The organism is Acinetobacter sp. ABJ-A23_2 (assembly GCF_044538765.1).
Classification (GTDB): Bacteria; Pseudomonadota; Gammaproteobacteria; order Pseudomonadales; family Moraxellaceae; genus Acinetobacter; species Acinetobacter nosocomialis_A.
This window is the reverse complement of sequence record NZ_JBIUCP010000033.1, coordinates 1-26,197: the sequence shown is the minus strand read 5'-3', so window position 1 is coordinate 26,197 and position 26,197 is coordinate 1. Positions and strand designations below refer to the sequence as shown.

The following is a 26,197-nucleotide window of genomic DNA, read 5'->3' as shown; positions in this document are numbered from 1 at the left end:
AATAAAATCTCATGGGTAATCACTTTATCCTCATGGTTGAGGACCATTTTGAACTGGCGGCAACCGTTTGTGAATTTCTTGAAGTGCATGGTTATGTCATCGATCATGCACGTAATTTAGATGCAGCCCGTTCTTTTCTAAAATCACAGCACTATCATCTTTTACTTCTGGATATAAACTTACCCGATGGTTCTGGTTATGACCTATGTAATTGGCTACGTACCGAACAAGGAGTTGATATTCCGGTGCTGATGCTAACTGCAAGAGATACTTTAGACGACAAACTTAAAGGATTTACTGCTGGCACAGATGATTATTTAGTTAAGCCCTTTGATTTTAATGAATTAGTGATGCGTATTCGTGCCTTAATTAAGAGAGCTGCGGGTGAAGTCGCCAATCATAAAATTCAGATTCACGACTTAATTCTTGATAGCGCAACTCAAACCGTGGTTCGTGCTGGAAACAATATCGAATTGCCACCTATCCAATTTAAACTATTAAAAATTTTGATGCGCCAGTCTCCTAAAGTGGTTACCAAGCAAGAACTTATGATGGAACTATGGGGAGATGAAGAGCCCGAAAGCGATGCTTTACGTAGTCATATTTATAATTTAAGGAAAATGGTAGATAAACCTTTTAACCCTAAACTATTACACACGGTAGCAGGTGTCGGTTTAAAAATTGCTTTAGATGATGCTGATTAACTTAAATAAACTACAACTATTAAACCCGTAGTCATTTCTAAGTCCAGATCAGGATGGGTCGCTAAGTAATATTGCCGATCAAACAATTCCACTCGCCAACCTAATTGTTTGCAAAGCTTCTGTACCAATTGTAACCCAATGCCATGACCTTTAGCTTTTAAAGAGAGTTGTGAATCACTAAGTTCCTGAACCTTCACATCATTTGGTAACGAAATTCCGATGCCATTATCCGCAATAATTAGGCTGTTTTTTTGTTGAATAATATCGATTTGTGAACCTTGGGAATAATTTAGAGCATTACGCAAAATATTACTTAAAACCATTTTGGTCATAGATGGATATAACCAGCGTGGTTGTTCGGCTGAATCTGGATGAATATGCATATGTATACCTTTACTCACACTTACGCCTTCTAAACTTTCGACTAAGTCCTCCACAATTTCAGACAATAAATTCTTTTCAGACGGTAAACTTTTTACCGTATTACGTGCAATCGCAAGTAAAGTGTCGACGAGCAATTGCATATCTTCGATTGTATTGTGAAGACGAGTTAAAGCTTTGTCTTCTCCATATTTGGTCTGACAAAGTTGCACATTACCCTTCAAAATGGTGAGCGGCGTGCGCAGTTCATGACTGACATCTCCCGTAAACTCTCGCTCGCGTCGAATAAATTCACTTAAAACTTGATGATATTTTTCCAGAGCCTGTTTTAAGTACTCTGCTTCCATATTGCCATTGGTATTTATATCTTTAAATGGAGATGCTTGTGTGTCTTGATGTGCCCAATCAATATTTTCTAACGCATTTGCTAAACGTGTAATAGGTGAAAAATAGCGCCTCGCTCTTCGATTTGACCACCACAAAAAGCTATATAAAACAGACAAACTGAACATGAGTGGTGCAAGTCCAAATAACCAGACCAACTTATTGACATTACTTTCGCCAAACACCAACAGTACATGCTGGCCGTTTCGCTCACCATATACGGTCATACGTTCTTTACCATCAATAAAGATTCGATGTACCCCACTCTCTAAATGCATATCTTTAAAGGGTTGAGGAGCGATCTGTGTATTCCACCGATATCCATATAAGTTTTTAGTGTCTGGCAGGTCTGCATTGGGATTGCGATCTATACGCAACCAATAATGCTCCATTTCCTGCTCTAAAGCCGTTTTAAGTAAAGAGCCTTTAATCACCCAAGCACTACATGCCAACCCGACCACGATCGATAAGGCAATTAGACCTATCTGCAACCAATAATATCGATTGAACATTTGGGCTAATGGATGACTAGCTTTGCCATCGTTTCGAGTTCTTATCATATCTTTATCGCCGGGATAGGCTGTCAAAATTACAATGATCGCTTTTTAAATAAATAGTGACCAATGACCCACTCTTGTCCTTGTTCAAAACCAAAAAGCTCGGCACAAGCCATGAAGAAAATACGCCAGCGTTGCCACCAAATATTGGCATCTTTTCCATAGATTTTTTTAAATAGCGGCTTAAGCTCTTGCTCTTGATTATCCATATTTTCAAGCCAAGCATTCGCGGTTCTCATATACTGCTCACCCGACCACTGCCAGTGCTGAGCCAACTCTAGGTGCTCTTGGAAATGCAAAAAAGTTGAAGTTGAAGGCATTAAACCGCCAGTAAAGAAATACTTGGACATCCAATCATAGTCTGATTTTACTTCAAAAGGATAATGCAAAAAGCGATGACAAAAAATATGACACCAGAGTAAGCCGTCAGGCTTTAACCATCCCTGAATTTTTTCAAATAGACGTTGATAGTTTCGGACATGTTCAAACATTTCGACCGATACAACACGATCAAATTGGCCTTTATCTAATTCAAGTACATTTACATCACAGGTGAGCACTTCAACATTAGTCAAACCTCTCAATTCTGCTTGCCCAAGAATATGCTTCTTCTGCGTTGCAGAGTTTGAAACAGCCGTAATCTGTGAATGTGGAAAGTTTTCTGCCATCCATAAAGTTAAAGAACCCCATCCACAGCCTAGCTCTAAAATGTGTTGACCATTTTTGAGTTGTGCACGTTCACAATAAAGCTGAAGTGCAAGCTCCTCTGCCTGATCTAAAGTTGTTGTTTTAGTTGGAAAATAACATGCACTATATTTGAGTCTTTTTCCAAGCACCGCCTGAAAGAACTCAGTCGGTAATTCATAGTGCTGCTCGTTTGCCTTGTCCGTTTCAACAGCGATTTCGCTCTTCTTCAGCATATTAAGCACATCCATATAGCGCTGTGCCCCTTGCTCAGGGTCATAACGGCCTTCTTGAATTAAACGCTTTTTGCTTAAAGCACGAATTGCAGCCCTGATTGCATGGTCTGGAACAACACCACTTTCAACAATTTTCAAAGACTGATGAACGATAAAATCCATATGCGCACCTATTTTTTGGGTTTTCGCGGAATAAACATTGATGTTTTTTGTTGATAATCAAGATAATTTTGACCGCGACTTTTAATTGCCTGTTTTTCGCTAAATGGAATACCTGTGACGTAGTATAAAAATAGCCACATCAATAACGGATAAATCCACAATACATATTGGCCCGCAGCTAAACCAATGATTGGATAGGCAAACCAGTGTAACCATTCAAAAAAATAATTTGGGTGACGGGAATAGCGCCATAAACCTTGGTCCATGGTCTTTCCCTGATGTTCTGGGTTTAATTTGAATCGGTATAATTGCTGATCAGCGAGCTGCTCTCCAATTAAGGCTACGCCCATGATTACTGCAGCAATCACTAGAGTAACTTTATATCCACTGTCCCATGCAGGTACCTCTACATTGAGTAGCATCCACATCGGTAAAAAAAATAAAAGCACTAAAAAGGTTTGAAATATAAAAAATAAGAAGAAACCCAAATGCTGAAACTTACCCATTGCCTGACGCATACTCGCGTAACGGCCATCTTCTTTTTGTTCAGATTGATAACGTCTTAATAGATGCCAAAATAATCTTAAAAACCATAGGCCACTAAAAAGACCAATAAAAATTCGTACTTCAACAGGAGCAACTGAAATAAGTAGAGAAGACACAATAATATTCACTGCCAGACAGAAACTCCATGCGGCGTCCACAATCCCAGCACGACCATTTGCAGTGGCGAGTAGCCAACTCAGCAACATGATGAGTAAATCCAGAATCAGTAAATTCCATAACATGAGCATTCTCCTTGCTTGATGTGTTTGGGTTAGTAACTGGTACTTTCAAACAACAAGTGAACATTGCTTATCACGCCTTCTTTAAAGCCACCCTCGCAATAACATAAATAGAAATCCCACATTCGAATAAAGTTTTCATCAAAACCAAGAGCCAAAACCTGTTCTTGGGCTGCTAAAAACCTCTCTCTCCAGTGATGAATTGTTTGTGCATAACTTAGACCAATGTCATTTAAATGTTTTAACCTCAAACCACTTTCAGAGGCGGTTTGGGTCAATATCGCTATGCTAGGAATAAAGCTACCAGGGAAAATATAGCGTTTAATATAATCGACTGTATTTAGTGCTTTTTTATAGCGAAAATCTTCAATGGTGATGGCTTGAATAAATGCCAAACCTTTCGGTTTTAAGAGTGCTTTACACTGATCAAAATATGTCGACAAATATTGCGCACCAACTGCTTCAACCATTTCAATTGACACTAACTTATCAAACTTTCCTTCAAGCAAACGGTAGTCTTTGAGTTGCACATCAATTCGATGTGCCAAGCCAGCTTCATTTACACGAGTAACGGCTTCATCATATTGCGCTTGCGAAATAGTAATTGTGGTCACTTTACAGCCATAGTGTTGAGCTGCATAAATTGCAAAACCACCCCACCCACTTCCAATTTCAACCAAATGATCTAATGGTTTTAAATCGAGCTTTTTACAGATAATGTCTTTTTTTAAGTCAGATGCTTCTTCAAGTGTCATATTTTCATGTTCAAAAACTGCACTTGAGTACATTAAAGATGGATCTAAGAAGAGTTTAAAAAAGTCATTGCTTAAGTCATAGTGCTCAGCAATATTCTTACGGCTACCCGTTATAGAATTCTTTCTATTTCTATACCAAGCCTTGAGCAAAAACTGGCTGGCTTGAGCAATCGCATTCTGATTAATCTGGTCTAATACATCTCTATTACGCGCCAAGATCTGAATCAGTTCAACAAGTTGTTGGCTACTCCAATCACCACGGATATAACCTTCTGCTGCTCCTAAAACGCCATTTTTTAAAATGAGATCCATCAGCAAAGGATTGTGAACTTCAACCACCACATGCAGGTCTGAGACTTCGCCAACCGTACCATTCCATGCGCCCTGAAAAGTAATCTGTCCATGACGTAATTTGAGAAGACTCTTGAGTAGCAACGGTAGCGACTCATCTTCACCATAAAGAAATGTTTTTATCATGTCTTATCTACCTTGATCTTTTTAGGATGACGATAAAATGGAACCTTTTTTCGCCACAACTTAAATGCTTCTAAATATATGGAAAACAGCATTTTAAAAGGTGCTAGGCTGTTAATAAGAGCATATCGATATTGCTGTGAAGGAAATGTGATGGGCACAAGTTCAAAGCGCATAGTGGCATCAAAGACTTGTTTTTGTTCCTCAAAAAGCTGCATATGAATGACATTTTGTAATTCTGAAAAACTAAATCGCCAACGGTAAGTCAACTCCATGGGCATAAACGGCGATACATGAAATGACTTTTCAAAGTTAAAATCGAAACTCTGATAGTCCCCCACATTACATTGATGTTTTATGCACTCATGCACATAGACTTTCCGCTCATTCCACGGGGTGTTGGTAATTTCACTTAAGATAAATAGGGGTTCGCCTGTTTGGGATAAAACAAAATAAAATACGACTGAATTAAACCGAAAACCCAAACAACGAGGCAAAGCCAATACTCTGATTTGCCAATCTGAACCCATATATAAGTTGTTATTTTGCAATAATGCTTTTTCTATCTTTTCCTTAATAGAACCGCTGTACATATTTAAAAAATCATTTTCGGATAGTTTTAATACATTCCAGTGATCCGTCGACCAGAGTGAACAATCTTTTGTAATTTCATTTAGTTGATCTGGATCGAACCACAAATAATTTAAGGTCGAGGTAAATTGGTGTGGTTTGGGGCTATAACGCCGATGACGAATAAACGCAGGAGCGATAGCAAGTTTATTTAATAACATTTGATAGCTCCTTATTTATTCTTATAACGTTAAGAGTTGCTCAACAACACGTGCCGCACTGCGGGCGCCGTCTTCATGAAAGCCCCAGCCCCAATACGCTCCACAAAACGAAGTCCGATTTTGCCCATTAATTTCGTGCCAGCGAGATTGAGCTTGAATCGCTTTTGCATCAAATACAGGATGACGATATTTACGCTCAACCAAGACGTCTTCAGCTTTAATTTTCATATTCGGGTTTAAAGTACAAAAAATCTGAGTTTTGCAGGGTAAGTTCTGCAAATTATTCATCCAGTAGGTAAAACCATAATGTATGTCGTACTCATCGTTTTGAGCTTGTGATATTGGCGTTACATGTACATGCCAACTTGCCCACTGCAAACGGCTTTTAGGCATAATGGAAAGATCACGGTGAACCACCATTCGATTATCTTGATAACCAAATTGGCTTAATATTTCCCGTTCAGGTTCTGACGCATCTTTAATTAAACTTAGGCTATCGTCAGCATGGCTGGCAAAAATTACCCAGTCATATTGTGCTCGCCCTTCTGAAGTTTCGATCAAGACTTTTTCTGGTGAACGGCTCACAACTTTTACTTCCGCAAATTTCCATTCAATGGATGGGCAATTCTTTTGAATAGCACGGATATAACTTGCCGAGCCGTTTTTAACTGTTTGCCATTGTGGCCGCTCTTTTAGCTGTAGCATGCGGTGATGTTGAAAAAAACTCACCACAAATCGATATGGAATTTGGCCTACCTGCTCAACGGGAGCCGACCATAATGCACCGCACATCGGATAAAGATGCTCATAACGGAACTCATGACTATATTTATGGAGGTCTAAATATTCTTCAATCGATAAATTAGGATCAATATCTGCCACGTCTATATCTTTATTGTCATCATAAAAACGCAGCAAATCTGAGAGCATTTGCAGAAATTTACGGTTTAAAAAGTTCTGTGGACGCGCAAACAGCGACCACTTTTTTGAAGGGTTATATTGAAGCCCACTCACCAAATTATTTACCGAAAAACTCATATCGCTACTTTGAGTTTCGACGCCTAATTTTCTAAGCATGTCGGTAAATAACGGATAGTTGTAGTCATTAAACACGATAAAACCACTATCTACCGCGACTTTAGCACCTTCTATCTCTAGCTCGTGAGTGTCAGTATGACCACCAAAATAGTTATTTTTTTCATATACCGTAACTTGATGCTGTTTTGACAATTTCCAAGCAGCATAAAGCCCCGATATACCCGAACCAATAATGGCAATCTTCATAACACTTCCCCATTTTCAATTTTTTCTATCGGTAGATCTTTAATTTTTTTATATTGGTAAACTTTATTCGGTACGGGTTTTAACCCCCATACCAAACCAAATAAAGACATGACTTTGAGAATATAAAAGGTGATATCAATCTGCCACCAATGAAAACCTTGTCGAACACTACCCGCATAAAAATGATGGTTGTTGTGCCATCCTTCACCCAAGGTAATTAAAGAGAGAAAGAAATTATTACGGCTATCATCTGGAGTATTAAACTCTCGTGAGCCATAACGATGAGCAAGAGAATTAATACATAAGGTGGCATGAATTAAAAGAACAGTAGAAATCACAAATCCCCATACTAAAAGCTGTAGACCATTGGTCCCCAATTCAGGGAAACGTTGCGCAAGCCATGAACCAAAACCATAAATTGTCAAAGCTGTCAAAATCACAATAGGCAAGCTAAATCGGTCGAGCAAAATTAATTCTGGATACTTCAACCAGTCTTTAATGACTTTTTTTCGAGTGGCAAAATTTTGTTCATTTAAAAACCAGCCTACATGCGAATACCAAAAACCTGCTTTCGCTGAATGCGGGTCCTGATCTGTGTCGGTAAAGTGATGGTGATAACGGTGGTGTGCTGCCCACCATAACGGTCCGCGCTGTGCACTCATGGTTCCAATCAGAATGAAAATGAATTGAACAATACGTGATGTTTGAAAAGTTTTATGCGAAAGATAACGATGGAAAAAAGCAGTAATTGCGAACATGCGAAGAAAATAAAAACTAAGCATGAAGACCACAGCGAACCAAGACACCCCCACCCAAAAAGCGGCTAAACAAGCGATATGCAATAAAATAAAAGGTATGATTCTTAACCATTGAATTTTCTTTTCAATGATATATTCACCCGAACTAGTAAGCTGCGCATTTTCTGAATCTGACCAGCTATCGATCCAGCGTAGAAAAAATTTAGACATTGATTCTTCCTGATCTAAAGCATTTCTTTATTTATTAATTTAGAAAATGCGCAATGAATTTTATGTGAAGATCACAAGATTATGAGCTAAATCTAAAAACCAACATAATCAGCAACTTCATTAGTTCGTTTGTTTTGTTTTAATGAGTTTGGACACATCATAGCCATAATATTTTGCTGTTTGCAAATAGGAGTTATATGTCGCCTGATCAATTTGAGGACTACGAGAAAGAATCCATAAATAGTCTGTACTTGGTCCGCCCACTAAAGCGACTTGATAATCTGGATCAACTCTTAACACCCAATAATCACCTTTGGTAAAAGGAATCCATCGGAGGCCAGAAGGTAAAAAGCTTACTTCTAATTTACTGTTACCTTCATTTTGCGGATAAGCTACACCTTCAGATGAAATCACTTCGCCTTTTTTAGTCGTACAACTATTTAAAACGCCCACGGTTTTATCTGCGTTAATGGAATAAGTTGCCGTGGTATTGGCTACACAATTACGCTGAAAAAACATAGGTAAATGGGCAATTTCATACCACTTACCTGCGTATTGATTAATATCGATAGAATCAACAGCCACTGGGTTAGTCGTTAGACCTGCATAAGTACTCAAAGAGGCTGCTAGACTAACTACGGCCAGACCGCTGCTCATCACAAGTGATTTAAATAATAATTTCATCATTACCCTCTTCTATTTATTTCATATGTTTAAACATACGCTAGAGGGTTGTGAACAAAGTGTGAATTTTAAAAATTAAGAAGTGCTATTAAATCGTTAATTTAGAGTCTTTGATGTATTTAAAACTGGAAAATTAAGCTCAAAACACACACCCTTGAGCGTGTTATAAACACGGTATGAGCCATGATGTAAATCCATAATTGAAGCGACAATCGATAAACCTAATCCACCTGTCTGACTCTCATCAGTTCGGCTTGAGTGGCATTGGTAGAATCTTTCAAAAAGATGCTCAAGTTGATGTTCAGCAATTGAAACACCTCCCGTTACCACAGTCAGGCTCACCCATTGCCTATGTTCAATCATCTTATTTTTAGTTGCGATATAAATAGTCCGCCCTTTACCACCGTGAACCAGCGCGTTTAACACAAGGTTATAAACGGCTCTTTGAAATAGCTCTGGATCTGCAAATAACTTTTGAGCTTCTAAATTAAAACTAAAATAACAGTCTTGTTCTTCAGCTTGATATTCAAAAATCTGGCATAGCCCTTCTAAAACGTCTTGGATATTTATGTCTTGTTTGTTTACAAGAACCATTTTCTGATCGGCTCTTGCCAAGAAAAGCATGCTATCAATCATGCGTTTTAATCTGTGGTAGTCATCTAAATGAGACACCAGCAAATCTTCATATTGTTCAACCGAACGTTCGCCAGTTAAAGCAATCTCGGTTTGTCCAATCAAATTATTTAAAGGCGTACGGAACTCATGAGCGATATCTTCAGAAAAACGATTGAGCTGCGTATAGCCCTTTTCAATACGTTCAAGCATATGGTTTATATCTTTAGAAAGCAGCTCAACTTCTAAAGGTGAATTTGGGAGGTTTAATCTTTTCTGGAGCTGATTTACGTTAATAGAATGAGTTTGCTTGCGAAGCTGTTGCAGCGAATTTAAACCTAAATGACACACTAAAATACAAAGTACAAAGATTGCAAACACGCCCCCGACCACATACATCAAAAGACTTTCTTGAAAAGGTAAAAGAATATTGATGCGTTCCGACCATTGTTTACCTGCAATGAGCAAATAGGGCTCGTTATTAATTTTTATGGTTTTCCAAGCAATGCGCGTTGGATATGAGTTGTTAGCTAAGTCCTGAAATTGAAGATTTGTTCGCTCTGCAAGCCGAGGTAACTGAATATGGAGCGGATTGATATTAATTAAAGTTTTGCGTTTATGAATAAGCAGAAATAAGTTGTCTTGGTTGCCGAGCATGTTTTGATACAGCTTAGGGCGCGCAATGATTTGCTCTACATTTTCGCTATCTTGCAGCAAAATTTCCAAACGGTTAATTCTGTCTGCTAAAGCTTTATCTTGCTGCTTTAATAAAATCTGGTTAATGCCTAAATAGGTCATAAAGCCGACGGAACATAAAATTAAGGCAGAACAAAGCGTGACCAATAATGTAATACGGACTTCAAGCGAACGTAGAAATTTAAAGTTCATAAGCTAACCGATATTTTATAGCCCAAGCCACGTATGGTATGAATGAGTTTTAACTCATAGCCTTCATCAATTTTGCTTCGTAAACGGCGTACAGCGACATCAATAAAATTGGTATCGGTTTCAAAGTTAATATTCCAAACCTCGGAACCAATTTGTCTGCGCGTCACAATTTGTTCTTTATTAAGTAACAGGTAACGCAACAAATTAAATTCGGTTTTGCTCAGCTCAACCAAGTTGCCACTACGCCATACTTTATGAGCGACCACATCCATTTTTAAATCACTAATAGCTAGCTCATTTTCTTGCAGATATTGCTGTCGTCTTAACAAACTTTTAATGCGTGCCAACAGTTCAATATAGGAAAAAGGTTTAGCCAAGTAATCATCTGCACCCAACTCCAAACCTTTGACTCTATCCATGACCTGATCTTTTGCCGTTAAGAAAATCACCGGAATTTTTGAAAACTGACGTAGTACTTGTAATACGCTCCAGCCGTCTATGTCCGGCAACATCACATCAAGAATAAGCAAGTCATATTGATCTCTCTTTAGCATTTCCAAACCTTGTAGCCCTAAATGTACGCACTCGGCTTGGTATCCGGATTCTTTTAACCCTTTGACCAAATAAGTGGCGATTTTGATCTCGTCTTCAATAATAAGAATACGCATTTTGTAGAGACTCATTAGAAAAATGACAACTTTGTAATGTGATTGTCATGCTTGAAATTAGGCAATTTGTTTAAGATTTTCAAAGCGACATAGAGGCAATCATTATGAACAAAATAAACTGGCTGCTACTCACAACAGTGCTATTTGCAAATAGTACTTTTGCACAGCCCCCTGCTTTGAATCAAGTTTATTCGTTAGATCTTAAAACTGCCCATCTGCTAGCCGATAGTGCTAAACAGGCATGTAAACAACTAAATCAAAATATTGCGGTCGTTGTTGTAGATCGTGGCGGTAATCCATTAACTGCCGAGCGGCATGAGTTGGTAGGCCCGCATAATTTAATGGCTGCCGAGAAAAAAGCGTATACCGCGTTATCGACCAAAACATCGACCTTCGTTTTAAGCCAAAACAGTAACCAAAACCCCGATGCAAAAAATCTAACCACCGTAGCGAATTTACTTTTGTTAGGTGGTGGCGTACCTGTTCGTTTTGAGAACCAAGTGATCGGCGCGATTGGAGTTGCAGGTGCTGGCGGCGCACAAAATGACAATCAATGCGCAAGCAAAGCTATTGAAACCGTTTTTAACTCATAAGGAGCTTCATCATGACTAAATCATTCATTGCTTTATCTTCTTTATTTATAGCTTCAGCCACATTTGCACAAACTAACCCGCTGAGTGTGCATGTGTTGAACTTAGAAACGGGTTTACCCTCTTCTCAGGTTGAAGTGGTTTTAGAAAAAAACACCAATAACCAGTGGGTTAAACTCAACCAGCAAGTGACAGATTCAAATGGTCGTATTACAGCACTCTATCCAGAAAATAAAAAACTAGAGCAAGGCATTTATAAAGTGACCTTTAAAACTGAGGACTGGTTCAAAAAGAACAAACAGCAAACTTTTTTTGCCGAAGTACCTGTCATTTTTAAAGTGGATGGAAGCGTAAATCACTACCATATTCCTTTATTACTTAGCCCTTACGGTTACTCAACCTATCGAGGCAACTAAAATAGAAAACCCCTTTATATATTGTACACAAATAAAGGGGTTGGTTAAAAACGATTCGTTTTACGAACAAACACCATTGCTAATAACTGATTTTTTATTCGAATCGAGTGCAACAATTGAAGCGGACACTGTGTTAATAATTTGAGTCATCGCTTCACTTGAAGCATTCACAATCGCATCCATTTTCTTAGCTTTCTGATCAATCGGCTGCTTAAAAGCAATTCGACAATTCAGCTGAGATCCAGCATTGGTAATGACTTTTGGATTAGAAGACTCTAACTGAGTAGGCGGTATTTGACGCTTCACCACCCAAGACACCGCAATATTGATATCACGCTTATCTACAATATCAAAATGAGAGAAGTCTGTAGAAACTCGATATAGAGGCTGATTATTTCCAGCAAGCCCGCTGCTATAACTGTCAATTGCCCCTAATTTCTGTTGCAAACCCGCCGATAAGGTATCGCGTAATTGCGTACTCATGGTTGATGTCCAACGCTCATTATCAAGTACAGTCGACTTACCATTGCTATCTTGGAGCACCAAAGGCGCACGGTCTAAACGGTCTGGTAGTCCAACCGGTAAAACTTCAATGACTCGAATACTGGAGCTAACTGCTGGAGTAATTTTAGGGCTAATCGTATAGTAGTTTGGCGTTGGCGAACTAGAACAGGCTGTCATGGCAACTGCCGTTAAAAGTACCCCACTCCCAAGCAACCATTTGGCTGCTTTAGAGTGCTGAAATAATTGGTTCTTTTTATTTTTCATCGTTGGCCTCTGGTCTCTTACCACGAATAATAGATTCAGGATGTTGCTCAATATAATCTGACATGAGTTGTAAAGAAGCAGCCGCACGGGTCATTTGTTGCAGTGCCTTACGGACGTCCTGTTGCAACGGCGCATCGCTCGACAAAATAGACTCGGATGATCTTACAGTTTTACGAACATCGTCTAAGGTTGCCTGTAAACCAGGTGCGACTTTACCGTCTAACTGTTTAACCAGCTTGTCTGTAGACTCAATGGCGGTGTTCATATTGTTAAGCGTTTTACGCACATCCTGCCCAATTTCAACCAATGGGAATTTCGTTAACTTATCAGCAATCTGAGAAACCTGTGCCTGTAAGCCACTTAACTCTGTTGGCGTGGTTGGAATCACTACACGGCCATCTTTCAAGACTTGTAAACTTGCCGGTTTCGCTTTAGGGAACTTATCTAAAGCAATATAGTTTTGACCCGTTAAGAGGTTGCCCGTTCTCATTTGTGCACGCCATCCATGCTCAACAAAATCTTTGAAGATAGTACTGTTTGGATTGAGTGCTAAGCCATTTTCAACACGTGACGGATAAATAACTGCCTCAACACGCATACGAATCTGCTTATAGTTGTTATAAAACTCTGCATTAATTGATTTAATATTACCAATTTCAATGCCCATGAAGTCGATTGGTGCACCCGCTGCTAAGCCACGTAATGAATGATCAAAATACATAATCACACCACGAGGCTGCCCGTCTGGTTCTTTGAGAGCTTCAGATTTTGAATCCCAAAGTGTAAAACTGCTCTTATTGGCGGCTGTAGTCGCATTTGAGTTTTCAGGGAAACCAAAAGCAATACCGCCAGCAACAATGCTCGCAAGCGATTGAGTATCTAAATTAAAGCCTGAAGCATTCAAACTTACATCAATACCACTTGCTTGCCAAAAGCGTGCATCTGTAGTCACAAACTTATCATACGGTGCACGAATAAAAGTCTGAAGCTGCACACTTTTACCGTCGTCAGCTAGCTTATAAGCAGTAATTTGTCCGACATTAATTCGGCGGTAATAAATCGGTGAACCGATATCCAAAGATCCCAAGTCATCGGCTGTTAAGAAAAACTCTTTACCCGGCACATCGGAAGTAATCACTGGCGGTATTTCTAGACCCGTAAATTCAAGTTTTTTCTCGGGTGACTTCCCGCCATCTACTTCAATATATGAACCTGACAATAAGGTGTCTATGCCTGAAACGCCACCTGTCCCAATACGCGGTCGTACTACCCAAAAACGTGAATCTTGCGCGGCAAAGTTGCTTGCATTTTTACGCAAATCAATACGCGCAATAATATGTGATCGGTCATCGGCTAGATCAATTTGACGTACAACACCAATATCAACCTGCTTATAGCGCACAGTTGTTTTACCTGCGACTAAGCCTTCGGCTGTGCGAAAAGACACCTCAATGGTTGGTCCATTAGACAGCAGCGCCTTTACAGCCAGTGAAAGTGCAATTAAAAGTGCAACCAGCGGAACTATCCAAATTAATAGAGGTTTCCACCGATTTTTCTTTTCTTGCGGTTCGGGTAAATCATTCATGTTTTCCAGTTCAACATCTGTCTCATGGTGATCTGAGGTATCGCCGGTTGTTTTATTTTCAGACATACTCATTGTTCTTTTATTGACTGGGATTAATGGAATCATTATTCAACGGCGAGTGTTCGTCTTGAATAATTGTGGTTTTTTCCGTAGAAAAACGGTTGGGCTTGTTGGTATTTTGAGACGCATAAAAATTATCCCAAATAATACGCGGGTCAAAACTTAAAGATGCAAACATGGTTAAAACCACAACTGCACCGAAAGCAATAGAACCCGGCCCTGCTAAAATCGTCGCAAGCGATTGAATCTGAATAAGTGCGGTTAATAAAGCGACCACAAACACGTCAATCATGGACCAACGCCCGACAAACTCAACGATACGGTACAATTTAATACATTGCTCTGGGGTAAATTTCCATGCGGCCGATGACTGTATATATACAACCAATAACAGGAAATACAAAATAAATAGCTTAAGCATCGGAATAAAAATACTGGCCATAAAAATGACCACCGACACTAAAAAGTCTCCATTTTGCCAAAAGTAAATCACCCCACTCATAATGGTATCTTGCTGGCTACCTAAAAGTGAGTCGGTTATCGTCATTGGCAGCACGTTTGCCGGTATATACAAAATAGTTGCAGCTACCACCAGCGCAAAGGTACGGTTTAGACTTCCCGGCTTACGCTCATGCAATACGCTATGGCATCTCACACAGCGTAAAACTTTAGGTTTTTTACCGGCGACTGTTTTGTCTACTTTTGATGAGTTTAATAAACCACAGCAGTGACACAATATAAGCGAAAGATCTTTGGCTCTTGGATACTGCTTTAGAACCATATCAGTGTTTTCATTTTTCGGTGCAGTCACGTTTTTTATCGTTTTCATAATGGTGACCTATCAATTTCATTCCATATGTCACTGACCTTTATGGATGTAATATAAACCATCAATAGGCTTAAGACTGCAAATGCCCATAAGGCAATTTCGGGAATAACGAGCACCATCCCCATTAACTTTACCAGGGTGACCAAAATTCCGATTAGGAACACCTCAACCATTCCCCACACTCTCATAAAATAAAGAGTACGTAAGGCACCGACTAAAAACTTGGGGCGTCTTTTGAATACACTCACCGTACCAAGGACATAAGCCATTAATAACAAATATGAAAGCGGCACTATAAATGTAGTAATTAAAATGAGAACACCTACAAAAGCCCGATCATAATGAAACATGACCCAGACAGCGCCCAATAAAGTGGTTTCGGATATGTTGCCTTGCAACTCAATTTTTACAATCGGAAAGCTATTGGCAATAACAAATACAATTAAGGCCGTTAAAATTAAAGCTAACAACGTGGTAAACGGTTTGGTATGCCGATAAAGTTCCGCACCACAGCAGACACAATAAGCTCTTTTTCCGTAAGCAAGCGGGACTCTACGATAGACGGTATCGCACTCCTCACAACCTGCTAATTCTTTAAGCTTCATAGTTATACTCTGAGATTTATAGTTTTAACTGTGTCACACAAAACTCTTTTTATTACTAAGGTAAATTAAAATATAAATCAATCTAAAAGCTATATCAGACAATGGAAATTTTAGAATAAAAATTACCGTAGGTGCTGTTCAATATATTGTTGAAACTGCTGAATAATATGTACAGATTGTGTGGTGGAATTGAAATAGAGACCAAAATTTAAAGGCTTAAGCTCCGGCAATACATCACTTTCTATGTGATGAATGTCTGAAGGAATCTGAAAACATGATCTCAAGCTTATACCTATACCCGCCCGTACAGCAGGCCACAATGCCTGAACAGAATTACACTCATAAGCAATATGCCAAGACAGCCCAACCTGTTCCAGTGCTTCAATAGCCATTTGCCTTAAAATGCATGGTTGCTGCAATACCACGAGTGGAGTGGAAGCTTTATCTTCAATGATTTGCTGAATATGGGCATGGGCGCAAAACAACCATTTTGTCTCGACACTTTTGAGTTCATAAAAACTTTCAATTACGGGGTTTTGCTGCCAAATAAGTGCCAAATCTAGTTCTTGCTTTTGTAATTTCTCAATCAAATTCTGATTTCGGTCGACCTGAATTTGAAACTGTACATTAGGATGCTGCAACATAAACTGAGCGATGAGTTGCTGTAAGGTTCCCTCCGCAAAATCTTCTTGTAGACCAAAACGAATAACACCACTGGCCTGAGTCCGATGCAGCTTTAAAAGCACCGTATCATTAATCGCCAACATGTTTTTTGCATGGCTCAACAATAATTCACCACTTGGAGTTAATTCTAATAGCCGCCCCTGTTTTCTAAGAAGCTGACAACCTGTTTGTTGCTCTAGCTTTTTTAATTGCGCGCTAATTGCGGCTGGTGAACGACATAAGTGTTGTGCTGCTAGCTGATAACTCCCAAGCTCAATTCCCTTAACAAAGGCACGTAAGGCATCTAAATCAAGATTAATGAGGGGTTTACTATAATCATTCATAAAAACCGAATCATTAGTTAGAAAAGTTTTGATTTTTTAAACTATAACAAACTGCCATATTAGCAACAACAGCATCAATGTTGAGTTCTAAAATGTTCAGAAAAATTGATATTCATAACTTAGAAAGTATTTCGCCCAAGCTGTATGAGTTCGGCAAAGACTACTTATTTGCAGATATCTGGCAAAGGCCTGTGCTTGATACTCAAACACGTTGTTTTATTACAATCACCGCACTTATTTTACAAGGCCGTTATTCACAGCTCGAATGGCACGTCAAAAATGCCTTAACTAAAGGCATCACCAAAGAGCAAATTATTGAAGCCATTACCCATATTGCTTTTTATTCAGGCTTACCTACTGCCATTTCCGCACTTGAACATATGCCAGAGGAGATATGGTCATGCCCATGATTCGTTTTACAACCAGTTATGCATATACAGATCATGAAAAAGCTCAGATATCGAAAATTGTGCAGACTTGTATGGAAAGTTATTTTGATACTCCCCCAAATGATTGCTTTCATTTCTTTGAACACTTAGCTCAAGGCAATATATATGTTGATCCTAATTACTGGGTGGAATCTTCCCGCACTGAAAAATTTATGCTGCTATACATCACTTCTGGTAAAGCCAGAACAGCTCAGCAAAAATCAGATTTAATGCAGCATGTAACAGCACAGCTCCATCAAAAATTTAAGATTCCAGAGCAGGATGTCATGTTTGTGATTGTACAAAATAGCCCAGAAGATTGGTGCTTTGGTCATGCACAGCGAGCTGATCTTTACTTAAAAACCTTAACATCAGTCAGTTAATCGTCTCATGTAAATCACTCCAACTTACTATTTTTAATAAGCTAAATTTTCTCAAATATAAAGCTTCTTTATATTGAAGCTTTATATTTTTATATAAATCTATCTCAAATAAAAAATCCTAAAATTACATTTTCTTTAAAATAACTCTTATTATAAAGATTAATTTAAATGTACTTTAAATATATTAAATTTTAATTTATGTGACATATTTAACAGAAATTTAATTTTAAGTAGATTGTTTTTTAATTTATAAAAAAGAACCCAACCTATAACAAAAAAGAATAAAATACATTAAATATCAATATCTTAATAAAAATCACTTCTAATAAATACAGAATAAACGCGATATTTTTTCACAAAATATTCTTTATATTATTGTAAGTAAATTTTACCTTACATTAAAAAAATAAAAACCAATTTAATTACTCAGAATTACCGGCATACCTTGAATTGGAAGCATTTTAAACTCATTAATTTTTATAATTAAACTTAAGAAAAGCAATAAAATTGAAGGTTTGCTTAAGTAATTTTCATATTGTATTTTAAAAATGAAAAATAAATAAATTTATATATTAAAGATAGATCTAATAATAAAAGTGAGATCAAAATGATTGAATGGTTACAAGGTGTTTTAAAACACAGCCCCGAAATATTATTGTTCTTATCACTCGCAATCGGATTCTGGATTGGACAGTTCCAGTTTGGAAAATTTCAGTTTGGTGGAGTCGCAGGCTCCTTACTCGTCGCAGTTGTTTTAAGTCTTATTGGCGTACCGGTCGATAACGGCGTTAAAGCAATTTTGTTTGCTCTTTTCATTTACGCCGTAGGGTTTGAAAGTGGCCCCCAGTTTTTTAAATCACTCGGACCACAGTCTATAAAAGAAATTTTGTTAGCAGTATTTATGGCAGTGTGTGGTTTAGTCACTGTTTTGGTCATGGCTAAGATTTTCCATCTCGATAAAGGCTTGGCTGCCGGACTCGCCGCTGGAGGCATGACTCAATCAGCCATTATTGGTACTGCTGGAGATGCCATTTCTAGACTCGATCTGCCTCTGGCTGAAATTCAAAGACTTCAAGCAAATGTCGCGATTGGCTATGCGGTGACATACATTTTCGGTTCGTTGGGCGCAATCATTGTATGTGTAAATATCTTGCCTAAGTTTATGGGTAAAGAAATTCACGACGATGCTTTAAAAGCCCAAAGTGAACGACTTAAAGGTGCTTTTGAACTTGCACCAGGTCAGGAACTGGCAATGCCGGAAATTGTTGGCCGTATTTATAAAGTTAAACAAGCCAATGGACATACTATTGCGGAAATTGAAGCAAAAGAAGCCAGTATTACGATTGAACGGTTAAAACGTAAAGATCAGTTTATTGATGTTGCTCCTGAGCTGACATTACAGACTGACGATGTGGTATTGCTGGTTGGTCGCCGTGCAAATGTAGTTTCAGTTGCCGAGCAAATTGGGAGCGAATTACAGTCATCGCAAGGTATGGAAATGATTATGGATACCAGCGATGTCATCCTGAGAAATTCCAAATATCTCAACCGTACCTTAGGCGATATTAAGGCCAATACTCCTGCGTATTTAAAGCACGGTATTTATGTACTTGCGATTAAGCGTAACGATGAGCCACAAGCTTTAAGTGATGACACCGTTTTACGCCAAGGTGATGTGGTCACAGTCTACGGTACAAAAAGTGACCTCGATCGTTTAGTGAAAGAAGCTGGCAAAGCCTTACCTGAAAGCTTAAAAACAGACTGGATTTTTCATGGTGCAGGACTTGTCGTTGGTTTGGTGATTGGTCTTTTTGTGATTCGTTTGGGTGATGTGCCATTAACACTTGGTGCTGGCGGTGGTGCTTTACTATCGGGTCTTCTCTTTGGTTGGATACGAAGTCGAAATCAGGTGCATGGCAATATGCCTTTAGCGGCTTCACAGCTTCTTAAAGATTTGGGACTTGCGGGCTTCGTTGCTGCCGTCGGCTTACAATCAGGTTTGCAAGCAATTCAAACCATTAAAGAAAGTGGTCTTTCACTCTTTATGATTGGGGTGGTGGTCACACTGGTTCCTCTCCTACTTTCCATGCTCTTTGCTCGTTATGTTCTGCGTTACAACAACGTTGCAGTAATGGCTGGTGCGCTATCTGGTTCACGCAGTGCAAACCCTGCATTTGGTGCAATTTTAGACAAAGCAGAAAACTCGATTCCGACCGTTCCATTTGCAATTACCTATGCCCTAGCAAATGTGTTCTTAACCTTACTCGGACCACTGATCGTAGGCTTAGCCTGATTTTATACATTGAATTAGAAATTTTATTCATCTCACTATAATTAAGGAGACGTCCCATGGGGAAAGTCGATTATTCTAAATACGCAAAACTCAGTCCATTTGAACTGAAAGATAATTTAATAGAATTAGCTCAAAGCAGAACTGACCGCATGATGTTAAATGCTGGTCGAGGCAATCCGAACTTTCTTGCGACTATCCCACGCCGAGCATTCTTTCAACTGGGTTTGTTTTCGGCAACCGAATCCGAGTTTTCTTTTTCTTATATGCCAGAAGGTTTAGGTGGTTTCCCTCGCCCTGTTGGACTCCAGTCACGTTTTGATAATTTCATTTTGGAAAACCGCGATAAACCGGGCGTTGTCTTTTTAGGTAAAGCCGTATCTTATGTACGCGACCAATTAGGCTTAGACCCAGATCTTTTTTTACTTGAAATGGTTGAAGGGATTTTAGGCTGTAACTATCCAGTTCCAGACCGTATGCTCCGAGTAAGTGAAACGATTATTAAAGAGTACGTCTTAAGAGAAATGGGCGTACAAGGTATGCAAAAAAGAGATTTAGATTTGTTTGCTGTTGAAGGCGGAACAGCTGCAATGGCCTATATTTTTAACTCATTAAAAGAAAATAAAATTATTAAAAACGGCGACCGCATTGCCATTGGTAGTCCTATTTTTACGCCATATCTGGAAATTCCAAAACTTAATGACTACCAGCTTGAAGAAGTGCTCATTGAGGCTGATCCTAAACTCGGCTGGCAATATCCAGAGTCAGAACTTAGAAAGCTAGAAGATCCATCTATTAAGGCATTCTTCTTAGTCAACCCAAGTAACCCGCCATCGGTAAAAATGAGTGATGAAGGACTTGCGATTTTGGCCGATATCGTCAAAAAACGCCCTGATCTGATTATTTTGACAGATGATGTTTACGGTACGTTTGCGGATAACTTCAAATCACTTTTTGCAATCTGTCCTGACAACACCATTTTAGTTTACTCGTTCTCTAAGTACTTTGGCGCAACAGGTTGGCGACTTGGTGTCATTGCACTTTCAAATAACAATGTGCTTGATAAGCAAATTGCGAACTTATCAAAAAAAGAGAAGAAAGAGCTTGAAGAGCGCTACTCATCTTTAACCACTGACCCTGCAAGCATTAAATTTATTGACCGTTTAGTTGCAGACAGCCGTAATGTTGCTTTAAACCACACTGCGGGCCTATCTACTCCACAACAAGTTCAAATGGTTTTATTTGCACTGTTTAATATGATGGACTCGCGCCAAAGCTATAAAAAAGCAGTTAAGTCCGTTGTACGTGAACGCGATGCAGCACTGTATCGACAACTTGGTGTTGATGTTCCAACAGATCCAAATGCGGTGGACTACTACACCCTTGTTAACCTTGAAAACACCTCACGCACTCTCTATGGTGATGAGTTTGCCGACTGGGTGATGAAAAATAAAAATCCGACCGAGCTATTGTTTAGAGTAGCAGATGAAACAGGTGTGGTTTTATTGCCGGGTTCTGGTTTTGGTGTGCAGCACCCTTCTGCCCGTGCGTCATTGGCTAATCTAAATGAATACCAATATGCTGCTATTGGTGACTCTTTAAGACGCTTCGCAGATGAAGCTTATGCCGAGTATTTAAAAACCAAAAAAGGAAAATAACTATATATAAAAAGTGAGGCTCTAGCAGCCTCACTTTTTTACGACCTATCTATTCATTGTTTATTTAGGTTTTACAAATAGTCACTCCACCATCGGCGAGTACAGCACTTCCTGTAATAAAGCTTGCATCATCACTTACTAAAAAGAGCGCCGCTTTGGCAATTTCACTGGGTTCTGCTAAACGTTTCATGGCATGTATGCTTTTTATAAACTCTAAGACTTCTGAAGAAGGTGCCGCTTCTTGACCCATTGAAGTATTTGTTCCACCGGGTAAAAGTGCATTTACTCGAATGCCTGAGGTTGCATATTCTGTTGCCATCACTTTGGTTAGACCAATGAGTCCTGCTTTGCTTGCAGCATAAGCCGCCATTTGAGGAAACCCGATATGATGACCAACAAAAGATGATGTAAACAGTATTGAGCCATAGCCTTGCTTTAACATGACTTTAAGCTGCTCTCTGGCTGACTGAAACGCACTGGTTAAATTATTCTGAATCACATGATTCCAATTTTCATCGGTTGTGTCGTGAGTCAGTTGATATTCTCCCAACAGGCCTGCGTTATTAAACGCAATATCTAACCTTCCATAATATTGCGTAGCCATATCAATTGCTTGTTGCATGGTTGAGGGGTCATTAAGATCCCCTGCAATAAAGTGCGCAACGACTCCATCTTGATTCAATCTATTGCAAACTTGCTCTAAAACACTCTGACGGCGTGCAACAAGAATAACTTTCGCGCCTTCCGCTACAAATAGCGACGCAGCACTTAAACCTATACCTGAACTTGCACCCGTAATAATAGCCACTTTGTCTTTTAATCTGGTCATACTCACAATTCCATCTTTATTAAATTGATGGAGATATTCTGAATAAACAGATAAAAAGAGACTCTCTGATTCTTGCTGTTTTGAAAAAATTAACTCTATAAAAACAGTCAACTAAAACAAGTTTAGTTCCGTGCCAGTTCTGCTTCTTTCTCTAACAATGCACGTTTACGTTCAACACCCCACCGATACCCCGAAATAAAACCATCATTTCGAACGACACGATGACATGGAATAGCAACAGCTAACATATTTGCAGCACATGCCCCTGCAACAGCCCGAACCGCTTTAGGTGAACCTATTTTTTGGGCTATATCAGAATAACTTGCTGTCTGCCCCGCAGGAATTTCTTTCAAGGCCTGCCATACTCTTTGTTGAAATGCAGTTCCCTGAATATCTAGTGGTAAATCTAATCCGATTTGCGGCGCTTCAATAAACCCAACAATGTGTGCAATCAGTTGCTCAAACTGATCATCACACCCTATCAAATCAGCTTCTGGAAATTTATCTTGTAAATCTTTTAAAAGCTTTTCAGGGTCATCGCCTAATAAAATTGCACAAATTCCTTTCTGACTTTGGGCAACTAAAATGTCTCCTAAAGAGCACTCACCTATGGCGAAAAAAATACGTACACCCTTACCACCAGATTTCCACTCTTTCGCTGTCATACCTAATAGCGAATTTGAATTTTCATAGAACTGACTATTTGAATTAAAGCCTGCATTAAATATTGCATCAGTCACACTGATATTTTCATCTAGGTTTTCTCTTAGCTTTTTACTTTTATGGGCATCGGCATAGCCTTTAGGTGTTAGGCCAGTAATTTGCTTAAAAACTCGGTGAAAATGATATGCACTCATTCCTACATGATCTGCCACATCCGATAGAGACAAGTTTTCTTCATGTAGTTCGATGTATCTACAAGCTTTCTCGATTTTTTCTACAAGTTTTGGATCGTGTGCATTCGAGAGTCTATTTTGTATTTTTTGGCTTGCTCGATAACCATTTTTCTCGGCTTGCGCGGCACTATCAAAGAACACTACATTTTCTTTTTTAGGTAGCCTTTTTGTACTTGATGGCAGGCAATACATACCTGAGGTTTTCACGCCATAAACAAAATATGCATCAGCTTCTGTATTTCGATCTACAATTGCTTGCCATCTATCTTCGTCTGTTATCCACTGATTTTTCATTTTGCTCACCTCAATTGCAATTTAATCTTTGATGACCCATTTTCGCAACTTTGTTGATAAGCAAAACTCTTGGTATTGCTATTTTAATCTTTTCAACGCAAAAACATTCCAATGCAACTTTACTCCCAGCACACCCAATAAAATTAAACCTGCACCTAAAATTTGAGTACTGGTCAGCACATGATCAAAGAAGAAATAATCAATCACTATGGTCGATATAGGATAAATAAAAGATAAGATCGCAATGTTATTTAAAGGTATTTTCTTAAATGCCGAGTACATTAAATAGTAAAGAAATGCCGTATGTAAAACTCCAAGCCCGAGTACAAAGAGCCATTGTTGGCCTATCGGTGGGTTTGCAAAAACCGATATAAACTGAGTCATAACAATGGCTCCACTTAAGGTTTGTATAAGCACAATTAATAACGGCGGTGTGTTAGTTAGTTTTTTAGTCATTAGAACAGATATTGAATACAGTGTAGTAGCAACTAAAACCAGCCCCAAACCGACTAACTGATTAGAGTTCACCGAGGCACTGCCCAAACCTATAATTACGATGAGCCCAATAAAAGCGACTATGGTCCATAGCACATCATTTTTATTTAGCTTTTCATGAAAGACCAAAGCCCCTAAAAATAAAATCACAAACGGGTTTACGTGATAAACAATCGTGGCTAAAGAAATAGAAGTTTTAGGGAAAGCAGCAAACAGCAGAACCCAGTTAAAAATAATAAGTAAGCCCGAAGTCACCATTAAAAATAGTTCTTTTTTGCCAAAGTATACTTTCTTAAAGTGGCCATAGAATAAACAGATGGGTATTAAGCATAGTGCTGATATAAGGCAGCGAAAAAATACAATGTTTATTGGTGATTGACCTGATTTAATCACAAATAGGCCAATACTCCCTGAAAGCAGCATAGCTACAACCATTTCAAGTGTGCCGACTTTTCTTTTTAACTTGGGATCGTCCACAACTTTCTCCAATACCTTTATATCGTTAATTAATTGACTTATTTATATTTATCTAGTCGACTAAAGTTTCTTCAAATATGCTTTTGAATCTCAATAGAAATAAAAACCCAGTCTATTTGAATAAACTAGGTTTTTAGTAACTTAAGCCCAAAAGTCTAATTTCTTGTAAAACATACTAAATTGAACGTTGTTACTAATGTTCATACACTCTTATTTTTCTAAACCAATCTGCTTCATGAATGCTTGGTTATCCCAAAATAAATATTCTTCATCCATTGTGCCATTCTTCCAATGACCTACCGTCACCATTTTAAATTTAAATGCTTTACCCGTAGGTGGAATGGTTTTGCCATTACCAATTGGCATAGGTTGACTAAAATTACCTTCTATCTCACCAATAACACTTGTCCACTCTCCAGAAGCGATGCGTATAGGGTGTGTTTTGATTTTGGTATTAGGTGCAAAAACGAACATTTTTTTTAGTTCAACAATATGATCTGGAATTCCAACCGTCGTACTTCCATCTGGATAATGCACGCGAATATTAGCAGCATGGCTTTCTTTCAAACGATCCCATTTTTGATTGCTATAAACATCAAAATCTAAGGTATCAAATTTAATGAGATGTTCCTTACCAATACGTTCTGCTTCTCTATATTGAGCTAGCTCTTTTGCATCTTTTTTTGACAATACCGAATCTGCTTGACTAGCAGTAGTGCCCAATGTCATGACTAGGCCTAAAGCAATATGTGTAAATACACCTAATTTTTTCATCATATATTTTCCTGGCAGCAATTTGAGTGGGTTTGTAGTTAAACAATTTTCACACTCTTTTAATTATCAATTTATTATTTACAAGCTTTACCAAACCTATTTATTAATGAATGGATAGCTTTTTAGAGTATGCTTGGGATGATTTATGCAGTCAAATACATAAAAACTTGTATGCCACCTAAAGAGTGAAATGAAAAAATAATTTAATGATTAAAAGCTTTTATCAAATAATTCAATTACATGATTGCTTTTTATTTAAGCTCATTTTTTAGATTAAAATAAACCTATTATGAACTTAAAGTAAAAAAACCACTAAAAATAAAGCCTTCCACTCTATTTTATTCAATATATTTTAAGTATTAATTAAAAATCAAATATCTAACCATTTTGCAAATGTACTGTATAAAGGATATATGAGGTTATACCCTTTTCAATCTGACAGGAGCTATGAATGATGTCTAAGTATATGTACTAAATGCTTATAATCCTTGCTACAAGCTTCTTCTATAACTTTATTAATGTCACTTTTAGACCAATTCTGTTTGGACGCAGCAAAAATAAAGACTGCTAATAAAACAAACTGATGTTCTCCAAAGCGAAAATAAACATTATTAACCTTTTTCGATGGTTTAAATAAATTCATAGCGGTGTTACATACATCATTCAAGGTTAATAAAATCAAATAATTTAATTATTTATTATATAGTTAATGCAAAATTCAGTATAAAACATATTATCTATGAAATTTTTTAATTAAAATTTAGGCACTCTTCTATTTATAATTACAAATCAATAA

General features: G+C 38.3%; 26 protein-coding genes. 7 read left to right on the top strand and 19 right to left on the bottom strand.

What is annotated here, in order from left to right:
* Nucleotides 1–11: 11 nt before the first annotated feature.
* Complete coding sequence (locus ACH63V_RS12255; protein WP_396463637.1) at nt 12–704, top strand: response regulator transcription factor; 693 nt, start codon at nt 12–14, stop codon at nt 702–704.
* On the opposite strand, the gene ACH63V_RS12250 is transcribed toward ACH63V_RS12255, so the two are convergent.
* The 10 genes from ACH63V_RS12250 to ACH63V_RS12205 form a co-directional block, all read right to left on the bottom strand.
* Nucleotides 701–2,029 (bottom strand): HAMP domain-containing sensor histidine kinase, encoded by a 1,329-nt coding sequence (locus ACH63V_RS12250; RefSeq protein WP_311069656.1) that lies wholly within the window; start codon nt 2,027–2,029, stop codon nt 701–703. The two genes, ACH63V_RS12255 and ACH63V_RS12250, sit on opposite strands and share 4 nt — an antisense overlap.
* Nucleotides 2,030–2,058: 29 nt before the next feature.
* The gene (locus tag ACH63V_RS12245) at nt 2,059–3,108 is read right to left on the bottom strand and encodes a cyclopropane-fatty-acyl-phospholipid synthase family protein (protein WP_311069655.1); all 1,050 of its coding nucleotides are present in this window, start codon (nt 3,106–3,108) and stop codon (nt 2,059–2,061) included.
* An 8-nt stretch (nt 3,109–3,116) separates the two neighbouring features.
* Nucleotides 3,117–3,896 (bottom strand): DUF1295 domain-containing protein, encoded by a 780-nt coding sequence (locus ACH63V_RS12240; protein WP_396463636.1) that lies wholly within the window; start codon nt 3,894–3,896, stop codon nt 3,117–3,119.
* A 29-nt stretch (nt 3,897–3,925) separates the two neighbouring features.
* On the bottom strand, nt 3,926–5,125 hold the full coding sequence (locus tag ACH63V_RS12235; protein ID WP_396463635.1) for a class I SAM-dependent methyltransferase: 1,200 nt from the start codon (nt 5,123–5,125) through the stop codon (nt 3,926–3,928).
* Nucleotides 5,122–5,913, bottom strand: coding sequence for a DUF1365 domain-containing protein (locus ACH63V_RS12230; RefSeq protein WP_396463634.1), 792 nt, complete (start codon nt 5,911–5,913; stop codon nt 5,122–5,124). Before ACH63V_RS12230 ends, ACH63V_RS12235 begins: the two co-directional genes overlap by 4 nt.
* Nucleotides 5,914–5,934: 21 nt before the next feature.
* Nucleotides 5,935–7,197, bottom strand: coding sequence for an NAD(P)/FAD-dependent oxidoreductase (locus ACH63V_RS12225; RefSeq protein WP_396463633.1), 1,263 nt, complete (start codon nt 7,195–7,197; stop codon nt 5,935–5,937).
* Complete coding sequence (locus ACH63V_RS12220; RefSeq protein WP_396463632.1) at nt 7,194–8,165, bottom strand: acyl-CoA desaturase; 972 nt, start codon at nt 8,163–8,165, stop codon at nt 7,194–7,196. Before ACH63V_RS12220 ends, ACH63V_RS12225 begins: the two co-directional genes overlap by 4 nt.
* Before the next feature lie 120 nt (nt 8,166–8,285).
* Nucleotides 8,286–8,849 (bottom strand): lipocalin family protein, encoded by a 564-nt coding sequence (locus ACH63V_RS12215; protein WP_343568437.1) that lies wholly within the window; start codon nt 8,847–8,849, stop codon nt 8,286–8,288.
* Between the two features lie 96 nt (nt 8,850–8,945).
* Nucleotides 8,946–10,349: a heavy metal sensor histidine kinase gene (locus ACH63V_RS12210; protein WP_396463631.1), complete on the bottom strand. Its 1,404-nt coding sequence runs from the start codon at nt 10,347–10,349 to the stop codon at nt 8,946–8,948.
* Complete coding sequence (locus ACH63V_RS12205; RefSeq protein ID WP_396463630.1) at nt 10,346–11,017, bottom strand: heavy metal response regulator transcription factor; 672 nt, start codon at nt 11,015–11,017, stop codon at nt 10,346–10,348. The genes ACH63V_RS12210 and ACH63V_RS12205 overlap by 4 nt, the downstream gene beginning before the upstream one ends.
* Nucleotides 11,018–11,121: 104 nt before the next feature.
* On the opposite strand from ACH63V_RS12205, the gene ACH63V_RS12200 reads away from it, so the two are divergent.
* A complete protein-coding gene (locus ACH63V_RS12200; protein ID WP_396463629.1) occupies nt 11,122–11,610 on the top strand; it encodes a heme-binding protein in 489 nt (162 codons plus the stop codon).
* A gap of 11 nt (nt 11,611–11,621) precedes the next feature.
* Complete coding sequence (gene uraH / locus ACH63V_RS12195) at nt 11,622–12,023, top strand: hydroxyisourate hydrolase (RefSeq protein ID WP_000167346.1); 402 nt, start codon at nt 11,622–11,624, stop codon at nt 12,021–12,023.
* Between the two features lie 60 nt (nt 12,024–12,083).
* On the opposite strand, the gene ACH63V_RS12190 is transcribed toward uraH, so the two are convergent.
* The 5 genes from ACH63V_RS12190 to ACH63V_RS12170 form a co-directional block, all read right to left on the bottom strand.
* A complete protein-coding gene (locus ACH63V_RS12190) occupies nt 12,084–12,791 on the bottom strand; it encodes a membrane integrity-associated transporter subunit PqiC (RefSeq protein WP_396463628.1) in 708 nt (235 codons plus the stop codon).
* Complete coding sequence (locus ACH63V_RS12185) at nt 12,781–14,448, bottom strand: intermembrane transport protein PqiB (RefSeq protein WP_396463648.1); 1,668 nt, start codon at nt 14,446–14,448, stop codon at nt 12,781–12,783. The genes ACH63V_RS12190 and ACH63V_RS12185 overlap by 11 nt, the downstream gene beginning before the upstream one ends.
* Before the next feature lie 7 nt (nt 14,449–14,455).
* Nucleotides 14,456–15,265, bottom strand: a complete 810-nt coding sequence (locus tag ACH63V_RS12180; RefSeq protein WP_396463627.1) for a paraquat-inducible protein A — start codon at nt 15,263–15,265, stop codon at nt 14,456–14,458.
* Entirely contained in the window at nt 15,262–15,870 is a 609-nt protein-coding gene (locus ACH63V_RS12175; protein WP_396463626.1) for a paraquat-inducible protein A, read from the bottom strand. Before ACH63V_RS12175 ends, ACH63V_RS12180 begins: the two co-directional genes overlap by 4 nt.
* A gap of 122 nt (nt 15,871–15,992) precedes the next feature.
* Nucleotides 15,993–16,877 (bottom strand): LysR substrate-binding domain-containing protein, encoded by an 885-nt coding sequence (locus ACH63V_RS12170; protein WP_396463625.1) that lies wholly within the window; start codon nt 16,875–16,877, stop codon nt 15,993–15,995.
* 92 nt (nt 16,878–16,969) lie between these two features.
* Here ACH63V_RS12170 and ACH63V_RS12165 point away from each other — a divergent pair, with 92 nt between their 5' ends.
* From ACH63V_RS12165 to ACH63V_RS12150, 4 genes are all read left to right on the top strand, one after another.
* Nucleotides 16,970–17,287, top strand: coding sequence for a carboxymuconolactone decarboxylase family protein (locus ACH63V_RS12165; protein WP_343568266.1), 318 nt, complete (start codon nt 16,970–16,972; stop codon nt 17,285–17,287).
* Nucleotides 17,278–17,688 carry a tautomerase family protein gene (locus tag ACH63V_RS12160; RefSeq protein ID WP_367593048.1) on the top strand — a complete coding sequence of 137 codons (411 nt, stop codon included), beginning with the start codon at nt 17,278–17,280 and terminating at the stop codon, nt 17,686–17,688. The genes ACH63V_RS12165 and ACH63V_RS12160 overlap by 10 nt, the downstream gene beginning before the upstream one ends.
* A gap of 607 nt (nt 17,689–18,295) precedes the next feature.
* The gene (gene aspT / locus ACH63V_RS12155) at nt 18,296–19,981 is read left to right on the top strand and encodes an aspartate-alanine antiporter (RefSeq protein ID WP_396463624.1); all 1,686 of its coding nucleotides are present in this window, start codon (nt 18,296–18,298) and stop codon (nt 19,979–19,981) included.
* Between the two features lie 56 nt (nt 19,982–20,037).
* Nucleotides 20,038–21,636 (top strand): bifunctional aspartate transaminase/aspartate 4-decarboxylase, encoded by a 1,599-nt coding sequence (locus ACH63V_RS12150; protein WP_275289752.1) that lies wholly within the window; start codon nt 20,038–20,040, stop codon nt 21,634–21,636.
* 64 nt (nt 21,637–21,700) lie between these two features.
* Here the strand turns inward: ACH63V_RS12150 and ACH63V_RS12145 are convergent, their stop codons facing one another.
* The 4 genes from ACH63V_RS12145 to ACH63V_RS12130 form a co-directional block, all read right to left on the bottom strand.
* Complete coding sequence (locus tag ACH63V_RS12145; protein WP_396463623.1) at nt 21,701–22,465, bottom strand: SDR family oxidoreductase; 765 nt, start codon at nt 22,463–22,465, stop codon at nt 21,701–21,703.
* A gap of 122 nt (nt 22,466–22,587) precedes the next feature.
* A complete protein-coding gene (ada, locus tag ACH63V_RS12140; RefSeq protein ID WP_396463622.1) occupies nt 22,588–23,655 on the bottom strand; it encodes a bifunctional DNA-binding transcriptional regulator/O6-methylguanine-DNA methyltransferase Ada in 1,068 nt (355 codons plus the stop codon).
* 78 nt (nt 23,656–23,733) lie between these two features.
* On the bottom strand, nt 23,734–24,627 hold the full coding sequence (locus ACH63V_RS12135) for a DMT family transporter (protein WP_396463621.1): 894 nt from the start codon (nt 24,625–24,627) through the stop codon (nt 23,734–23,736).
* 210 nt (nt 24,628–24,837) lie between these two features.
* Nucleotides 24,838–25,404: an ester cyclase gene (locus tag ACH63V_RS12130; protein ID WP_396463620.1), complete on the bottom strand. Its 567-nt coding sequence runs from the start codon at nt 25,402–25,404 to the stop codon at nt 24,838–24,840.
* Nucleotides 25,405–26,197: the final 793 nt, after the last annotated feature.

Bases quoted from the DNA above. Each gene is read 5' to 3' on its own strand.
- ACH63V_RS12255 (WP_396463637.1), top strand. From the start codon at position 12: ATGGGTAATCACTTTATCCTCATGGTTGAGGACCATTTTGAACTGGCG.
- ACH63V_RS12250 (WP_311069656.1), bottom strand. From the start codon at position 2,029: ATGATAAGAACTCGAAACGATGGCAAAGCTAGTCATCCATTAGCCCAA.
- ACH63V_RS12245 (WP_311069655.1), bottom strand. From the start codon at position 3,108: ATGGATTTTATCGTTCATCAGTCTTTGAAAATTGTTGAAAGTGGTGTT.
- ACH63V_RS12240 (WP_396463636.1), bottom strand. From the start codon at position 3,896: ATGTTATGGAATTTACTGATTCTGGATTTACTCATCATGTTGCTGAGT.
- ACH63V_RS12235 (WP_396463635.1), bottom strand. From the start codon at position 5,125: ATGATAAAAACATTTCTTTATGGTGAAGATGAGTCGCTACCGTTGCTA.
- ACH63V_RS12230 (WP_396463634.1), bottom strand. From the start codon at position 5,913: ATGTTATTAAATAAACTTGCTATCGCTCCTGCGTTTATTCGTCATCGG.
- ACH63V_RS12225 (WP_396463633.1), bottom strand. From the start codon at position 7,197: ATGAAGATTGCCATTATTGGTTCGGGTATATCGGGGCTTTATGCTGCT.
- ACH63V_RS12220 (WP_396463632.1), bottom strand. From the start codon at position 8,165: ATGTCTAAATTTTTTCTACGCTGGATCGATAGCTGGTCAGATTCAGAA.
- ACH63V_RS12215 (WP_343568437.1), bottom strand. From the start codon at position 8,849: ATGAAATTATTATTTAAATCACTTGTGATGAGCAGCGGTCTGGCCGTA.
- ACH63V_RS12210 (WP_396463631.1), bottom strand. From the start codon at position 10,349: ATGAACTTTAAATTTCTACGTTCGCTTGAAGTCCGTATTACATTATTG.
- ACH63V_RS12205 (WP_396463630.1), bottom strand. From the start codon at position 11,017: ATGCGTATTCTTATTATTGAAGACGAGATCAAAATCGCCACTTATTTG.
- ACH63V_RS12200 (WP_396463629.1), top strand. From the start codon at position 11,122: ATGAACAAAATAAACTGGCTGCTACTCACAACAGTGCTATTTGCAAAT.
- uraH (WP_000167346.1), top strand. From the start codon at position 11,622: ATGACTAAATCATTCATTGCTTTATCTTCTTTATTTATAGCTTCAGCC.
- ACH63V_RS12190 (WP_396463628.1), bottom strand. From the start codon at position 12,791: ATGAAAAATAAAAAGAACCAATTATTTCAGCACTCTAAAGCAGCCAAA.
- ACH63V_RS12185 (WP_396463648.1), bottom strand. From the start codon at position 14,448: ATGAGTATGTCTGAAAATAAAACAACCGGCGATACCTCAGATCACCAT.
- ACH63V_RS12180 (WP_396463627.1), bottom strand. From the start codon at position 15,265: ATGAAAACGATAAAAAACGTGACTGCACCGAAAAATGAAAACACTGAT.
- ACH63V_RS12175 (WP_396463626.1), bottom strand. From the start codon at position 15,870: ATGAAGCTTAAAGAATTAGCAGGTTGTGAGGAGTGCGATACCGTCTAT.
- ACH63V_RS12170 (WP_396463625.1), bottom strand. From the start codon at position 16,877: ATGAATGATTATAGTAAACCCCTCATTAATCTTGATTTAGATGCCTTA.
- ACH63V_RS12165 (WP_343568266.1), top strand. From the start codon at position 16,970: ATGTTCAGAAAAATTGATATTCATAACTTAGAAAGTATTTCGCCCAAG.
- ACH63V_RS12160 (WP_367593048.1), top strand. From the start codon at position 17,278: ATGCCCATGATTCGTTTTACAACCAGTTATGCATATACAGATCATGAA.
- aspT (WP_396463624.1), top strand. From the start codon at position 18,296: ATGATTGAATGGTTACAAGGTGTTTTAAAACACAGCCCCGAAATATTA.
- ACH63V_RS12150 (WP_275289752.1), top strand. From the start codon at position 20,038: ATGGGGAAAGTCGATTATTCTAAATACGCAAAACTCAGTCCATTTGAA.
- ACH63V_RS12145 (WP_396463623.1), bottom strand. From the start codon at position 22,465: ATGACCAGATTAAAAGACAAAGTGGCTATTATTACGGGTGCAAGTTCA.
- ada (WP_396463622.1), bottom strand. From the start codon at position 23,655: ATGAAAAATCAGTGGATAACAGACGAAGATAGATGGCAAGCAATTGTA.
- ACH63V_RS12130 (WP_396463620.1), bottom strand. From the start codon at position 25,404: ATGATGAAAAAATTAGGTGTATTTACACATATTGCTTTAGGCCTAGTC.